Origin of the sequence: Leifsonia sp. SIMBA_070 (assembly GCF_046534635.1) — a bacterium.
In the GTDB taxonomy this organism is placed as follows: domain Bacteria; phylum Actinomycetota; class Actinomycetes; order Actinomycetales; family Microbacteriaceae; genus Leifsonia.
On record NZ_JAWRYK010000001.1, the window covers coordinates 612691 to 628109 of the forward strand.

At 70.0% G+C, this 15419-nt stretch carries 15 protein-coding genes; 8 read left to right on the top strand and 7 right to left on the bottom strand.

Translation table 11 applies throughout. The features are described 5' to 3' along the window. Window positions 1-176 precede the first annotated feature (176 nt). The gene (locus SB754_RS02750; RefSeq protein WP_410780821.1) at window positions 177-1034 is read left to right on the top strand and encodes a hypothetical protein; all 858 of its coding nucleotides are present in this window, start codon (window positions 177-179) and stop codon (window positions 1032-1034) included. A 62-nt stretch (window positions 1035-1096) separates the two neighbouring features. Here SB754_RS02750 and SB754_RS02755 read toward each other — a convergent pair whose 3' ends face one another. Then, window positions 1097-2863 (bottom strand): acetyl/propionyl/methylcrotonyl-CoA carboxylase subunit alpha, encoded by a 1767-nt coding sequence (locus SB754_RS02755; protein ID WP_410780822.1) that lies wholly within the window; start codon window positions 2861-2863, stop codon window positions 1097-1099. Between the two features lie 109 nt (window positions 2864-2972). Beyond that, window positions 2973-3641, bottom strand: coding sequence for a Maf family protein (locus SB754_RS02760; RefSeq protein WP_410780823.1), 669 nt, complete (start codon window positions 3639-3641; stop codon window positions 2973-2975). A 24-nt stretch (window positions 3642-3665) separates the two neighbouring features. Between SB754_RS02760 and SB754_RS02765 the strand changes: the two genes are divergently transcribed. From SB754_RS02765 to SB754_RS02780, 4 genes are read left to right on the top strand one after another with little or no spacing between them, the layout of a single operon-like run. Continuing rightward, on the top strand, window positions 3666-4979 hold the full coding sequence (locus SB754_RS02765; protein WP_410780824.1) for a class I SAM-dependent RNA methyltransferase: 1314 nt from the start codon (window positions 3666-3668) through the stop codon (window positions 4977-4979). Window positions 4980-5023: 44 nt separating this feature from the next. Next, the gene (locus SB754_RS02770; protein WP_410780825.1) at window positions 5024-5683 is read left to right on the top strand and encodes a response regulator; all 660 of its coding nucleotides are present in this window, start codon (window positions 5024-5026) and stop codon (window positions 5681-5683) included. Further along, entirely contained in the window at window positions 5670-6977 is a 1308-nt protein-coding gene (locus tag SB754_RS02775) for a sensor histidine kinase (protein ID WP_410780826.1), read from the top strand. The genes SB754_RS02770 and SB754_RS02775 overlap by 14 nt, the downstream gene beginning before the upstream one ends. Next, window positions 6974-7996: a hypothetical protein gene (locus tag SB754_RS02780; RefSeq protein WP_410780827.1), complete on the top strand. Its 1023-nt coding sequence runs from the start codon at window positions 6974-6976 to the stop codon at window positions 7994-7996. Before SB754_RS02775 ends, SB754_RS02780 begins: the two co-directional genes overlap by 4 nt. Window positions 7997-8413: 417 nt before the next feature. Here the strand turns inward: SB754_RS02780 and SB754_RS02785 are convergent, their stop codons facing one another. Then, window positions 8414-8668, bottom strand: a complete 255-nt coding sequence (locus SB754_RS02785; RefSeq protein WP_410780828.1) for an acyl-CoA carboxylase epsilon subunit — start codon at window positions 8666-8668, stop codon at window positions 8414-8416. Continuing rightward, window positions 8665-10287, bottom strand: coding sequence for an acyl-CoA carboxylase subunit beta (locus SB754_RS02790; protein WP_410780829.1), 1623 nt, complete (start codon window positions 10285-10287; stop codon window positions 8665-8667). Before SB754_RS02790 ends, SB754_RS02785 begins: the two co-directional genes overlap by 4 nt. 94 nt (window positions 10288-10381) lie before the next feature. On the opposite strand from SB754_RS02790, the gene SB754_RS02795 reads away from it, so the two are divergent. After that, on the top strand, window positions 10382-11143 hold the full coding sequence (locus tag SB754_RS02795) for a biotin--[acetyl-CoA-carboxylase] ligase (RefSeq protein WP_410780830.1): 762 nt from the start codon (window positions 10382-10384) through the stop codon (window positions 11141-11143). Window positions 11144-11149: 6 nt separating this feature from the next. Then, entirely contained in the window at window positions 11150-11707 is a 558-nt protein-coding gene (locus SB754_RS02800; protein WP_410780831.1) for a PH domain-containing protein, read from the top strand. Here the strand turns inward: SB754_RS02800 and SB754_RS02805 are convergent. After that, window positions 11669-12223 carry a GtrA family protein gene (locus SB754_RS02805; RefSeq protein WP_410780832.1) on the bottom strand — a complete coding sequence of 185 codons (555 nt, stop codon included), beginning with the start codon at window positions 12221-12223 and terminating at the stop codon, window positions 11669-11671. The two genes, SB754_RS02800 and SB754_RS02805, sit on opposite strands and share 39 nt — an antisense overlap. 118 nt (window positions 12224-12341) lie before the next feature. On the opposite strand from SB754_RS02805, the gene SB754_RS02810 reads away from it, so the two are divergent. After that, a complete protein-coding gene (locus SB754_RS02810) occupies window positions 12342-13481 on the top strand; it encodes a 5-(carboxyamino)imidazole ribonucleotide synthase (protein WP_410780833.1) in 1140 nt (379 codons plus the stop codon). A gap of 1 nt (window position 13482) precedes the next feature. On the opposite strand, the gene SB754_RS02815 is transcribed toward SB754_RS02810, so the two are convergent. Together SB754_RS02815 and purE are read right to left on the bottom strand one after the other, a co-directional pair. Continuing rightward, the gene (locus tag SB754_RS02815) at window positions 13483-14841 is read right to left on the bottom strand and encodes an LCP family protein (RefSeq protein WP_410780834.1); all 1359 of its coding nucleotides are present in this window, start codon (window positions 14839-14841) and stop codon (window positions 13483-13485) included. Window positions 14842-14851: 10 nt separating this feature from the next. After that, complete coding sequence (purE, locus tag SB754_RS02820; RefSeq protein ID WP_410780835.1) at window positions 14852-15355, bottom strand: 5-(carboxyamino)imidazole ribonucleotide mutase; 504 nt, start codon at window positions 15353-15355, stop codon at window positions 14852-14854. Window positions 15356-15419: the final 64 nt, after the last annotated feature.

Below are 15419 nucleotides of genomic sequence, written 5' to 3' on the forward strand. Positions count from 1 at the left end.
GAGATCCGCGGATTAATGCCTCGTGAGTCCTGAATAAAGGCCTGACAGCGCGGTTGAGTCCCGGTTCTCCTGAATTCAGGACGGGAGGAACCGTCCACAGGCTTGTGTGAGGGCTAGTTATTCACTGATCTTCGGCCGCTCCTCTGCGGAGCCGGCGGCCCGGCGAGAGTGGGGGTATGCAACCGAACCCTCTCTTCACCACGCTCCAGCAGTACGGCGGAATCGCCACACGCGCGCAGCTCATCGGGCATGGCATACCAGCGCGAGAGATCGGCGACGCTGTCCGTGCTGGCAGCATTCACCGAGTCCGCCGCGCCCACTACGCGACCGCGCAGGCCGATCCACGGGGGCTGGTCGCCGTCCGCGTTGGAGGAAGGCTGACCGCCGGTTCGGCGACGCGCACCTACGGACTCTGGGGCGGATCCACTGTGCCTGTCCACGTGCGTCTTCCGTCCAATGCAGCGCGCCTACGCCCACCCCACGCGCAGGGGCGCGTCCGTCTCCATTGGGTCGACGGAAGGCTGGCGCGCGAATGCTGGCGTGACGACCCCGAGGAATCGCTGCTGGGGGCCGCTCGCTGGGAGCCCGACGAGACGGCTATCGCGATCCTCGATACAGCCGTCGGCCGAGGCGTCACCACCATCCCTCACCTGACCCGGCTCTTCGCGGACGAGAGCCCGCGACTCCGACGACTGGTCCAGGGCGTCCGGCTGGGCTCCGAATCCGGCATCGAATCGCTCGCGCGCCAGAGGCTTGAGAAGGCGGGACACGAGGTGGAGCAGCAAGTGCTGGTCCCCGGGGTCGGGCGGGTCGACATGCGCGTCGACGGAGGCCTATTGGTCGAGTTCGACGGCTACGAGACCCACGGATCGCGGGAGGCGTTCGAGAGAGACCGAGTGCGCGACAGCAGCACGCGCCTTCAAGGCCTGCCGATCGTGCGCTTCAGTGCACGTCAGGTGCTCCAGCAATGGCCGACCGTCGCGCGCACGATCGCACGGATAGCTGCCGAACCGGCTGGGATGGGTGCGCCGTGATGGAGCGCCGTGAACGGCGCGACGAGCTCCGGCGCGACCGGCGCCGACCCGACGAGCTCCGACTAGACGATGTTCAGAAGGAGGTGTCCCGACGAGACCGTCTCGCCGACCGAGGCGTTGATTCCGGCGACCGTACCGTCTTTGTGGGCGGTGAGCGGCTGCTCCATCTTCATGGCCTCGAGGACCAGCACCAGATCGCCCTTCACCACCGGGTCACCGTCGGCCACGGCCACCTTGACGACGGTCGCCTGCATGGGCGCGGTGACGGAGTCGCCTGTCGCGGTCTCGACGGCGTGCGCGCCCCCGCGTCGCCGCGGTGCGGCGGTGGTCGCCGCGGGCTCGCCGGCGCCCCCGCTGAGCAGCTTGGCCGGAAGGGAGACCTCGATGCGCTTGCCCTCGACCTCGACCACCACGTTGCTGCGGCGTTCGGCGGCGGGCTGGTCGCCCAGCTCACCCGACCACGGCTCGATCTGGTTGTCCCACTCGGTCTCGATCCAGCGGGTGTACACCGAGAACGGCTCGCCGTCCTGCGGCGCGAAGGCCGGGTCGCGGACGATCGCGCGGTGGAAAGGGATCACCGTCGGGAGGCCGGCGACCTCGAACTCGTCCAGTGCTCGGCGAGAGCGCTCGAGCGCCTCCTCGCGGCTGGCGCCGGTGACGATGAGCTTCGCGAGCATGGAGTCGAAGGCGCCGCTGATCACGTCACCCGCCTGGATGCCGCTGTCGACGCGGACGCCTGGTCCGCCGGGCGCTTTGAAGACGTGAACAGGTCCGGGGGAGGGGATGAAGCCACGGCCGGCGTCTTCGCCGTTGATCCGGAACTCGAACGAGTGGCCGCGCGGCGCCGGGTCGTCGTAGTCCAGCTCGCCGCCCTCGGCGAGACGGAACTGCTCCCGGACCAGATCGATGCCGGTGACCTCTTCAGAGACGGGGTGCTCCACCTGGAGCCGGGTGTTGACCTCGAGGAACGACACCGTCCCGTCCTTGCCGATGAGGAACTCGCAGGTCCCGGCACCCTGGTAGCCGACCTCCTTCAGGATGGCCTTCGACGAGGAGTACAGCTTCTCGGTCTGCTCAGGGGTGAGGAACGGCGCAGGCGCCTCCTCGACCAGCTTCTGGTGACGGCGCTGCAGCGAGCAGTCGCGCGTGGAGACGACGACCACGTTGCCGTATGCGTCGGCCAGGCACTGCGTCTCGACGTGGCGCGGCTGGTCGAGGTACTTCTCGACGAAGCACTCGCCCCTGCCGAAGGCGGCGATCGCCTCGCGGGTCGCCGACTCGAACAACTCGCCGACCTCCTCGCGAGTTCGGGCCACCTTGAGGCCACGGCCACCGCCGCCGAACGCCGCCTTGATGGCGACGGGGAGGCCGTAGACATCGACGAAGTCGAGGACCTCGGCCGCATCGGCCACCGGGTTGAGCGTGCCGGGCGCCAACGGTGCGCCGACCTTCTCCGCCACGTGGCGGGCGGAGACCTTGTCGCCGAGGCGCTCGATCGCCTCGGGCGACGGACCGATCCAGGTCAGGCCGGCGCCGATGACGGCGCGGGCGAAGTCCGCGTTCTCGGCCAGGAAGCCATAGCCGGGGTGGACGGCGTCGGCGCCCGACCGGCGGGCGACCGACAGGATCTTGTCGATGACCAGGTACGTCTCAGCGCTGGTCGATCCGTCGAGCGCGTACGCCTCGTCAGCGAGACGGACGTGGAGGGCGTCGCGATCCTGGTCCGCGTACACCGCGACGGACGCGATACCGCTGTCCTTCGCCGCACGAATGATGCGGACGGCGATCTCGCCGCGGTTGGCGATCAAAACCTTGGTGATACGTGGCACAGTTCCCTAGCCTATTGCTCGATATCGAACGCCATTTGGTCGAACCCGACAAAAATGCGGGATCGCAAGCTCCGGCAGCCTACAACGAACCGCGTGCCCGCCGGGCGAATCAACGCGACGGCGACGGGCGCGACGGCGACGGGCGCGACGGCGACCACAGCGAGGTCCACTCCACTCCGAGTTCGCGGACCAGGCCACGAAGAGTGGAGAGCGAGAGCCCCACCACCGTGCTGGGGTCGCCCTCCACACGCGTGATGAACGGACCGCCCAGGCTGTCGATCGTGAACGCGCCGGCGACCTCCAGGGGTTCGCCGCTGGCCACGTAGGCGTCCACCTCGTCGTCCGTGATGTCTGCGAAGGTCACTGACGCGTGAGCGACCGCGCCGGTGGCGGCGTTCTCGCGGCCGTCGCGGTGGTCGATCAGCCAGTGGCCGGAGTGCAGGAGGCCGGTGCGACCACGCTGCTGCAGCCAGCGCTGCCGGGCCACCTCGGGCAGGTGCGGCTTGCCGTGGATGGCGCCGTCGATCTCGAAAGCGGAGTCCCCTCCGAAGATCAGGCCGTCGATCGGCTCGCCGTCCAGAGTGCCGCGCACGGCCTCCGCCTTGAGTCGTGCCAGCAACTGCACCATGGCGGCGGCATCCAGGGGGCCGTGCTCGGCCTCGGCGGCGGCGACGGCGGCAGGCTCGTCGACGTGGGACGGCACGACGACGGGCTCGATACCGGCGGCCCGCAGCAGCGCGAGGCGGGCGGGCGACGTGGAGGCGAGGTAGAGGCGCATGGTGACCTATGGGATGCTCGAAGGATGCCTGATGAGGACGACGGAAACCGCGCAGAGAACGAGGTCGAGCTCGACATTACCAACGTGGCGCACGGCGGCGTGTTCGTCGCGCGGCACGAAGGACGGGTCGTCTTCGTGCCCGACACGATGCCGGGGGAGCGGATCCGCGCCCGGATCGGCGACACCAGCCACGACCGCTTCTGGCGGGGCGAGATCGTCGAGGTCCTGGAACCGTCGCCTGAGCGGCAACCGCACGTGTGGCCGGCCGCCGCCGCGGACAAGCCGCCGACGGAGCGCGCGGGCGGGGCCGAATTCGGTCACATCCGGCTTGCTCACCAGCGGGAGCTGAAGCGCCGGGTCATCGAAGATGCGCTGCAGCGCACCGCCAAGCTCCCAGCCGAAGCGATCGCAACGGCCGGGGCCGGCGGGGGCCCGGTCCGAGTGGAGCCGGTCGAGGGCGAGACGCCCGACGGCACCGGCTGGCGCACGCGCGTCCGGCTCCAGGTGGACGACCGCGGACGGATGGGACCGTTCGCGCCCCGCTCGCACACCGTCGTCCCTGTCGGCGAGCTGCCCCTCGCGACCGACGAGGTCCAGGAGGCGACACCCTTCGGGCAGCTGTTCGCCGGCGCAGAGTCCGTGGATGTCGTCGCCACGGGCCTCGGCGCCTCGCACGTCCTCGTCAACGACGCCCCCGTCCGTTCCGGCAAGCGCACCATCAGACCCCGACGACGTCCCGTTCCCATCCGGGAGCAGGTCGGCGACCGGGAGTTCCGGCTCGACGCACGCGGTTTCTGGCAAGTGCACCGCGGGGCCGCGCAGACCCTCACCGCGGCGGTCCAGTCGGCCGTGGACGAGGCGCTGTTCGACCCCAGGGCTGCCAACCTCGACCTCTACGGCGGGGTCGGGCTGCTCGCCGCCGCCCTCGGCGACCGCTTCGGCTCCACCCTCCGCATCACGTCGGTGGAGAGCAGCGAGACGGCGACCGACGACGCGGCAGAGAACCTGGCGGACTGGGTGGGCGCATCCGCCGTGACCGATCGCGTGGAGCGCTACGTCGCCCGGCTCGCCGCCGACGCATCGGCCGCCGAGCGTGCCCGGCTCCGGGCAGCGACCGTCATCCTCGACCCGCCCCGATCCGGCGCGGGCCGGGAGGTTGTGGACGCGATCGCCTCCCTCACGCCCGCGCAGGTGGTCTACGTCGCCTGCGACCCCGTGGCACTGGCCCGCGACCTCGCCTTCTTCGCCGGCCACGGCTACGGGCTCCGCGGGATGCGAGCGTTCGACCTCTTCCCGAACACACACCATGTCGAAGCGGTCGCCACGCTGACGCGCTGAGCAGGGAGACCGTCGCAATGCATTCACCCCCTACGATGGTCAGCATGGTGCGGGTGGCAATCGTCGATGATCACGAATCCGTGCGCCTGGGGCTGAAGGCCGCCTGTCAGGACGCAGGGTACGAGGTTCTCCTCACCGCGCCCACCGTCGACGACTTCGTCGCCCAGCTGGGCGCGCAGGAATGCGACGTCGTCGTGCTCGACCTGTCCCTCGGGGACGGCTCCAAAGTGACGGACAACGTCAAGCGCGCACAGGCGACAGGAGCCGCGGTGCTCGTCCACAGCATCGCCGACCGCGTCGCCAGTGTCCGGGAGGCGCTCGCGGCCGGGGCGGCAGGGGTCATCCCCAAGTCCTCGCCGACCACCACCGTCATCAGCGCGATCGCGACCGTGGCACGCGGCGACGTGCTGAACAACCTGGAGTGGGCGACTGCGATCGACGCGGACAGCGACTTCGCGAAGGCCCAGCTCGGGCGGCGCGAGCGCGATGTCCTCCACCTCTACGCGTCCGGTCTGCCGCTGAAGGCCGTCGCGGCGCAGCTCGGGATCGCGAACTCCACGGCGCGCGAATACCTCGACCGCATCCGCGTGAAGTACGTCGAGGTGGGGCGCCCCGCGCCCACCAAGGTCGACCTGCTGCGTCGCGCGGTGGAAGACGGGATCCTTCCGGGACTCGATCCCGAGACCGGCAATGAGCGTCCCTAGCGGGGTACGCCCCGGGCTGCCGCTCGAGTCGGCCAAGCCCCGGAACCCCCTCAGCCGCGCTCGGATCGAGCGCATCTCCGACCGGACCGTGTCAGCGTTCGGCCTGGTGTTCGGCCTGCAGACGCTGCCGACCGCGCTCGGCCAGCTGGGCGACCTCCGAGAGCCGTGGGGAACGGTGTGGATGGTCACCATCTTCGGCGGTCTCGCCCTCACGGTGATCCTCGCCATCGTCCAGCGCGGTGTGAAGATCGCGATGGGCGTCCTCTCCGTCCTCTACCTCGCCGCGATCGTGACCTGGCCGCTGCTGGCGGCCGATCCGTCCGCCTTCGGCTCCGACAAGCCCTGGGTCTGGTTCCTCTGCTCGGTGTTCACGGCCTTCGCCGCCGTCGCCTTCCCGCTCTGGCTGGCGATCGCCTACACCTTCGTGACCCCGATCGCCTACGGCATCGTTCGTGCCCTCCCGGCGGGCGGCGGGGCGGGTTTCGAGCTGGCGGCCCTCGACACGATCTACGCCCTCATCCTGGGCGGCGTCATCCTGGCCATCATCGCCATGATGCGCCAGGCGTCGAGCGCGGTCGACACCGCCCAGAGCCAGGCGCTCGACCGGTACGCGAACGCCGTCCGGCAGCACGCGACCGAGGTGGAGCGGGTGCAGGTCGACGCGATCGTGCACGACAGCGTCCTCACCACGCTCCTCTCGGCGGCCTCGGCCCGGACGCCGGAGCAGAAGGAGCTGGCCGCCGCCATGGCCGCGGACGCCATCGGCCACCTCCATGCCGCCGAAGCTGCGACCCCGGAGGACCAGTCGGCCGTCGGGCTGGACCGTCTCACCGAACGCCTGGTGACGGCGGCGAACGCGTTCTCGTCGCCGTTCGAGGTGGCGGTGCGTGACGTCGAGGTGCACACCCTGCCCGTGAATGTGGCCGAAGCCGTCTACTCCGCGACCGTGCAGGCGATGGTGAACAGCATGCAGCATGCGGGCGGGCCGGACATCCACCGCGCGGTCTCCATCCGCGGTGGCGGACCGGCCGCGACGGTCGAGGTCGTCATCCGCGACGACGGGCGCGGGTTCACCGAATCGGAAGTGCCGGCGGAGCGGCTGGGGCTGCGGATCAGCATCCGTGACCGCCTCGCGAAGGTCGGTGGTCGCGCGCGGATCGAGTCGGAGCCGGGGGCGGGGACGACCGTGACCATCCTGTGGCCGTCCGCCGACCAGCCGCCGCTCGGCAGCTCCGCCGTCTCCGCGGGGATGCACGAGCCGGCCGTCGCGGGCGGCCAGGAGGCGGCCGAGTGATCACCCTCAACCGCGTCCTCTTCCTCATCCTCGGTGGGCTCTTCTCCGCCTACCACCTCTTCCTCGCCCTCTCGTCCCTGTCGACGCCGCGGACGACGGGACCGGCGATCGTCGCGATGGTCCTCTACGGCATAGCGACCGTGCTGAGCCTCTGGCCGACCAGCCCCACGAAGATGCCGTTGTGGCTGGCGGCGTTCGATCTCGCCGTCTGCGTGGTCATCCCGATCCTGGTCACCAGTCAGCTGGACCCGGCCAAGGACAACGGCTATGCGACGTGGTACGTCGCGGCGGTCGGCACGCTGATGACGATCTGCGCCGTCCGGCGACAGCAGGTGGTGGCCTGGCTGGGTGTCGCCGTTCTCGCCATCCAGACCGTGGTCTGGGCGGGTCCTGGTGCGCTCGCCGGCCTCGGCGTGGTCGGCTCCGTGGTCTGGGTCGGTGTCGCCGTCGTCATTTCGGGCTCGCTGGCGAAGGCGGGACGCGACGCCCTCCAGTTCGCCCGCGCCGAGCGTGAGGCGACCGAGTGGCAGGCGGCCCAGGAGGCGCACGTGATGGAGCGGCAGCTGCGCCTGCGGCAGACGTACCGGGTGGCTGCGCCGATGCTCGCGGAGATCGTCCGCCGCGGCGGCGACCTGACCGAGGCGGAGCGGCGCGAGTGCCGCTACCTGGAGGGCGCCATCCGCGACGAAATCCGCGGACGACGGTTGCTCAACGACGATGTGCGGCGTGAGGTGATGGATGCCCGCCGCCGTGGTGTCGTGGTCAGCCTCCTCGACGAGGGCGGCATCGACGACCTGGACCAGCGCGGGCTCGAGTCGGTGCTGCACCGCCTCGCGGAGGCGATCCGCGGCACGACCACCGACAAGCTCATCGTGCGGACGGTGCCGCGCTCCTCCAAGACCGCCGTCACGGTGGTGGGCCTGCGGATGTCGGACGACGGCGCGGCCAACGCGCTCGGCGCGGAGTCCGAGGACGACGAGGTCGACCTGTGGCTGGAGATCCCGCGCCCCGTCGCCTGACCCGCCGATCCCACATTCGTGACGATTCGGGGCTCTGAGGCGGGCGAAGCCCGCATTCGTGACGAATCGGGGCGGCCGCGACGCCACCGAGACCGGGGGTTAACGAAGAGAAAGGGGCCGACACCCGAATTGTCGGCCCCTTTTCAAACCCCGAGTCAGGGCGACAACCCGAATATCGCCCTGACTCGCCCCCAAAGCACTCGCCCGCTTACCCTAGTCGGCGAGTGATTGGCGGTGTGACTCACGAGGAGAGACACCTAGCAATATCTATAGTGGCTGCGCTCCCAGAAAATACATAGTCGTCATTTTGGAGGACACCTGGGGGACATTTCACGACCCCCGTTCGAGGCGCATCCACTGAATCACTCATGACCCGCACTCGGGGGATGCCCCAACTGGGGTACATATCGGGTCGACTCAGCCCGAGAAGGAGCGCCAGGCGCCGGGCCCCGGCCGCAGCTCGGTCCGCAGCGCGCGCTGTGTGCGCGCCCACGCATCCGGGTGCTGCGACGTGCGCGCCTTCTTCGCGGCGGCGGCCTGCTCGGCGGCAGCGGCGGCCAGTACCGCGGTCACGGCCGCGACCTCCTCCGGCGTCACGCCACGCGTGAGGAAGCGGAGCTGCGAGGGATCGAGGGCCGGGCCGTTCGGCTCGGCTGCGTGCGCGCCGCTCACAGGGGGATGTTCCCGTGCTTCTTCGGCGGCAGCGTCGCGCGCTTGGTGCGGAGCGCTCGCAGCGCCTTGATCACGGAGATCCGCGTCGCGGCCGGCTCGATGACGCCGTCGAGCTCGCCGCGCTCCGCGGCGAGGAACGGGCTGGCGACGTTGTAGGTGTACTCGTTCGCGAGCTTCGTGCGGACTGCGGCCACATCCTCTCCGGCCTCCTCCGCCCGCTTGATCTCGCCGCGGTACAGGATGTTGACGGCGCCCTGGCCGCCCATTACCGCGATCTCCGCGGTCGGCCAGGCCAGGTTGATGTCGGCGCCGAGCTGCTTGGAGCCCATCACGATGTAGGCGCCGCCGTAGGCCTTGCGCGTGATGATGGTCACGAGGGGGACGGTCGCCTCCGCATACGCGTACAGCAGCTTGGCGCCGCGGCGGATGACGCCCGTCCATTCCTGGTCTGTGCCGGGGAGGTAGCCGGGCACGTCCACCAGCGTGAGGATCGGGATGCTGAACGCGTCGCAGAAGCGCACGAAGCGCGACGCCTTCTCGCCGGCGTCGATGTTCAGCGTTCCGGCCATGGAGCTCGGCTGGTTGGCGACGATGCCGACCGAGCGTCCCTCCACCCGTGCGAAGCCGATCACGATGTTCGGCGCGAACAGCGGCTGGATCTCGAGGAACTCGCCGTCGTCGACGATGCCCTCGATGACGGTCTTCACGTCGTAGGGCTGGTTGGGGGAGTCCGGGATGACGGTGTTGAGGCGGCGGTCCGCGTCCGTGATCTCCAGCTCGGGCTCGGTCTGGAAGGCGGGGAGCTCCGCCAGGTTGTTCTGCGGGAGGTAGCTGAGCAGGGTGCGGGCGTAGTCGAGCGCGTCCTCCTCGTCGCTGGCGAGGTAGTGCGAGACGCCGGAGATCTTGTTGTGGGTGAGCGCGCCGCCCAGCTCCTCGAAGCCGACGTCCTCGCCGGTGACGGTCTTGATGACGTCGGGGCCGGTGACGAACATGTGGCTCGACTTGTCGACCATGATGACGAAGTCGGTGAGGGCGGGGGAGTACACCGCGCCGCCGGCCGCCGGGCCCATGACGATGGAGATCTGGGGGATCACACCGGAAGCCGCGGTGTTGCGGCGGAAGATCTCGCCGTACTTGCCGAGGGCGACGACGCCCTCCTGGATGCGCGCGCCGCCCGAGTCGAGGATGCCGATCATCGGGACGCCGGTCTTGAGGGCGTGGTCCATCACCTTGATGATCTTCTCGCCGGCGACCTCGCCCAGCGAGCCGCCGAAGATGGTGAAGTCCTGGCTGAAGACGGCCACATTGCGGCCGTGGATGGTTCCGACGCCGGTGACGACGGCGTCACCGTACGGGCGCTTCGCCTCCATGCCGAACGCGTGGGTGCGGTGCCGGACGAACTCGTCGAGCTCGACGAACGACCCCTTGTCCAGCAGCAGGTCGATGCGCTCGCGGGCGGTCAGCTTGCCCTTCGCGTGCTGCTTCTCGATGGCCGCCTCGCCGCTCGCGGTCACGGCCTCGTGGAACCGTTCCTTCAGGTCGGCGAGCTTGCCGGCGGTGGTGGTCAGGTTGGGCAGCTGGTCGGTCTGACGGCGTTCGGTGTCGGTCACGCCGTTCACTCTACCGGCCAGTCGAACGGCCGTGCCGTTGACGAAACCCTACAAATCCGGGCGCTTGCGCTGGCGGAGAGTCCCAGTGCGAGAGACTGGGCGCATGGAGTTCCGACGCAGCCGAACCATCGTCCCGGTGCTCGAGGTCCTGCCGGAGGCGGGCTCGACCAACGACGTCCTGAGCGCCCGGGCGGGCGACCTGCCCGATCTGGCGGTGCTGGTGACGGACAACCAGACCGGGGGCCGCGGCCGCCTCGGGCGGGTCTGGGTGACTCCGCCCGGATCGGCGCTCGCCATCTCGGTGCTGCTCAAGCCGGTCGATCTGCCGCCGGCGGCGTACGGCTGGTTCCCGCTGCTCGCCGGGCTGGCGATGAGCCGCGCACTCGGCCCGCTGGTTCCGGGAGGCGTCCAGGTCAAGTGGCCGAACGACGTGCTGATCGAGGGCGACAAGGTCTGCGGCATCCTGGCCGAGTTGCTGCCGGGGATGTCCGGGCTGGTCATCGGGGCCGGGGTCAACCTCCGGCAGACGCGCGAGCAGCTCCCGACCGAGACCTCGACGTCTCTCGCCCTGGCCGGCGCCTCCGCGTTCGATGCCGACACGGTGCTCTCCGCCTACCTGATCGAGCTCACCCGGCTGTATCGCGACTTCCTGGCCGCCGCGGGCGATCCGCTGCGCAGCGCGCTGCGCGACGAGGTCGTCGAGGCGTGCCACACGGTGGGCCGGGCAGTGCGCGTCCAGCTCCCGTCGGGCGACGATCTGGTGGGGACGGCCGTCGGCATCGACGAGGACGGCCGGCTGGTCGTCGAGTCGGATGCGGGCCGCACCGCCGTCGCAGCGGGCGACGTGACGCACCTGCGGTATTAATTGAGCATGACCACCAGCCCGGACGGGACTCCAGAGCAACCCGCCCAGCCTCCCGAGCGTGTGATCGCCCGGCTGCGGTCGAACGCACGGAGGCTCTTCTGGCCCAGCCTCGTGCTCATCGCAGCCGCTGGGGCGGTCGGGTACTTCGCCGGCCGGCTGGACGAGGTCTGGGAGGTCGTCCTGCTCTGGTCCGCCGCGGCGGCCGTGGTGCTGCTGCTCTTCCTGCTGCCGCTGGCGGCCTGGCTCAGTCGCCGCTACACGATCACCACGCGTCGGCTCATCATCCGGCACGGATTCTTCGTGCGGGTGCGCCAGGAGCTGTTGCACAGCCGCGGCTATGACGTCTCGGTGCGCCGCACCTGGTTGCAGAGCGCGTTCCGCTCGGGCGACGTGCTGATCAACTCCGGGCTGGAGCATCCGGTCGTGCTGAAGGACGTGCCGAAGGCCGACCAGGTGCAGCGGGCGCTGTCGGAGCTGATGGACCACTCGCAGACGGTCGTCGCGGTCCGCCGTCAGCAGTCGGAGTCAGTCTCCGACGAGACCACCGTCTGGGGCAGCCGCTAGCGTCGAAGCAGTGCGTGTGGAGCCCGTCCGCGTCGAGACGGTCGCAGCAGGGGCTGTCCGGCGGCCGCGACGGTCCGGCGAGAACACCCACCAGCGGTAGAACGCGAACCGGAACACGGTGCCGAGCGCCAGCCCGACCACGTTGTTGGAGATGTTGTCGGCCAGGAGGCTCTGGAAGCCGAGCAGGTAGTGCGAGACCCAGACGCAGAGCAGGGGGATGGCCATCCCGGCGAGGCTGACGATGAAGAACTCCACGCCCTCGCGCGTCGCGTTCTCGTTGCGGTTGCCCGAGAACGCCCAGTAGCGGTTGCCGACCCAGTTGGTCCCGATCGCCACGAGGGTGGCGATCGCCGTCGCGTACAGGGTCTTATGGGGAACGTTCGCCAGCACGACCAGCATCAGGAGGTTGAACACGATGAGGTTCACCACGAAGCCGACGGCGCCCACCGCGCCGAACTTGATCAGCTGAGGGAGGAGCCGCGCCTTGTGCGTCGGAGTCCGGGTATCGGTCGTCATGCCCCTGCCTGGAGATGCGGGAAGATGGTCTGTGTTCTCGTCACAGTACGCGTGAGAGGTTTCGCGTTCCTGTGAATGCCCCGGTCCAACATGATAAGTATCAGAGGAGCGACGATCCATGGCTAGTCACATCATCGGAGTGATCGGCGGCGGCCAGCTCGCCAGGATGATGATCCCCCCGGCGGTCGAGCTCGGTGTCGAGCTCCGCGTGCTGGAGGAGGCCGAGGGCATGAGCGCGGACCTGGCCGCGACGGGCGTCGGGGACTACCGCGACCTCGACACGGTGCTGGCGTTCGCCGAGACGGTCGACGTCATCACCTTCGATCACGAGCACGTCCCGCAGGCGATCCTGCGGGAGCTGGTCTCGCGCGGCATCCCGGTGCACCCCGGTCCCGACGCGCTGCTGTACGCGCAGGACAAGCTGCAGATGCGGGCGAAGCTCAGCGAGCTCGGCTTGCCGGTGCCCGACTGGGCGGCAGTGGAGTCCGCCGGCGAGCTGGGCGCCTTCCTCGCCGATCACGGCGGCCGTGCGGTGGTGAAGACCGCGCGCGGCGGCTACGACGGCAAGGGCGTCCGTGTCGTGTCGGACGCTGCAGGGGCGGACGACTGGTTCCTCGCCCTCGCGGAGGACGGCCGGGGCGGGGCGCTCCTCGTGGAGGAGCTGGTTCCGTTCCGTCGGGAGCTCGCGCAGCTCGTGGCGCGCCGCCCCTCCGGCGACATCGCGGCGTGGCCGGTCGTCGAGACGGTGCAGCGCGACGGCGTGTGCGCGGAGGTGGTGGCGCCCGCCCCCGGCTCCGCGGGGCGCGTTGCGGAGGTCGCGGAGGACATCGCGCGCCGGGTCGCCGACGGCCTCGGCGTGACGGGTGTTCTGGCGGTCGAGCTGTTCGAGACGACCGACGGGCGCGTCCTCGTGAACGAGCTCGCGATGCGGCCGCACAACAGCGGGCACTGGTCCATCGAGGGGGCGGTGACCGGCCAGTTCGAGCAGCACCTGCGGGCGGTCCTCGACCTCCCTCTCGGGTCCACGGAGCCGCGCTCCGACTGGTCGGTGATGGTGAACATCCTGGGCGGGCCGTCCGAGGGCACCCTGCTGGACCGGTACCCGGCGGCGCTCGCCGCGCATCCCGAGGCCAAGTTCCACGGCTACGGCAAGGCGCCGCGACCGGGGCGCAAGGTGGGCCACGTGACCGTCGGAGGCGACGACCTCGACGACGTGGCGTACCGGGCGCGCGCCGCTGCGGCGTTCTTCGAGGGCTGAGTCAGCTGCCTGCGGGCTTGGCCGTCGCCGGGTGCAGGGCCTGGCGGACGAGCTGCCGGATCTGCGTGTAGTCCGGGTCGGTCGGGTCGATCGTCGGCGGCACCAGCTCCAGCTGCTGCACCGGCAGCTTGCGGGTCTTGAGTCCGAGATCGACGAAGTAGCCCAGCATCGACTGCGGGATGTCCGTCTTCATCACCTGGGCTCCCGCCTTGGCGATGTCCTGGAACTTCGACACCACGTTGACCGGGTTCACCTGCTTGAGGATGGCGTCCTGCAGCTGCCGCTGGCGCGCCATCCTGTCGTAGTCGGAGGAGCCGTGCCGGGCGCGCGCGTACCACTGGGCGTGGTAGCCGTCGAGGTGATGGTTGCCCGGCTCGATCCACTCGACGACGCCGTTGAGGTTCTCGTCGCCGCCGATCGGGATGCGGTCCTTCACCGTGATGTCCACGCCGCCGACGGCATCCACCAGGTCGGCGAAGCCCTGCATGTCGATGAGGACGTAGTACTGGATGGTGAGGCCGGTGGCGCCCTCGAGTGCGTCCCGCATCGCCTCGATGCCCGGCTGGCTGTTGTTCTTCGTGGCGTTCGGGTACAGCTTCGGCTTGTAGAGCTCCACCTCGGTGTAGATCGAGTTGAGCTGGCAGACGTCGACGTCGCACCGGTCCTGGTATCCGTAGCCGTCCGGGTACAGCTTGTGGAGCGGGGACGACGCGGTGAACGGGACGGGGTCGAGGTCGCGGGGGAGGCCGATGGTGACGGCCTGGCCCGTGTTCGCGTCGACGCTGACGATCGACATGCTGTCGGGCCGCAGACCCTCCCGGTCCGGTCCCGCATCGCCGCCGAGCAGCATGATGTTGTACCGGCCGTCGACGGGAGGCTGTGACGGCCCGGCCGAGAAGATGTCGCCGAGGGTTCCGCGGGCCGAGCCGGCGACGACGGACGCGTACCCGGTGGTGCCGGTGAGGATGACCAGCACGAGCACGGAGAACGCCGCGATCCAGCCGCGCGAGCGCGGCGCCGTGCGGACCAGGCGGACGAGCCGGAGGGTGTCGAGGGTGAGCACCACCCAGAGCACCGCATAGGCGATGAGCAGCGCCTGGACCAGCGTGAGGCTGCCGGCCTGCGTGAAGAGGGTGTAGACGGCCATGGGGGCGACCAGGTAGACGACCAGCGTGACGATCGCCAGAAGCCAGAGGAGCACCGTGGCCAGAACGCCGACCCGGCCCAGCCGCCGGTTGCCGGCGAGCAATTGCGCCGACCCGGGCAGGAGCACGTTCATGGTGACCAGCCACCAAGCGCGCTTGGTCATGGTGTGCGACGACGAGGCGTCGGGATGGCGCAGGGGCGTTGCGATGGTCATGGCGTCGGACTCACAGCTGCGATTTGAGGGCCTGGTTCTTCTGCTCGACGCTCGCCTCGAGCTCCGCGGCGAAACGCTCCAGCTTCTGCGCCAGACCCTCGTCGGAAGTCGCCAGGATCTTCACGGCCAGCAGGCCGGCATTGCGCGCGCCGCCGATCGAGACGGTGGCGACGGGGACGCCGGCGGGCATCTGCACGATGGAGAGCAGGGAGTCGAGGCCGTCGAGGCGGGCCAGCGGCACCGGGACGCCGACGACGGGAAGGGTGGTCACGGCGGCGAGCATGCCGGGCAGGTGGGCGGCTCCACCCGCCCCCGCGATGATGACGCGGATGCCGCGCCCGGCGGCCTCTTTGCCGAATGCGATCATCTTCTCGGGGGTGCGGTGGGCCGACACCACCTCGACTTCATGGGCGACATCGAACTCGCTCAGCACGCGCGATGCCTCCTGCATGACCGACCAGTCGGAGTCGGATCCCATGACGACGGAGACCAGCGGAGCGGTGGATGCGGGCATGCGAACATGCTAGGCGGCGCCTCGCGCACGGCGGGCGCGCCACGCGGAGCGCACCCAGCTGACC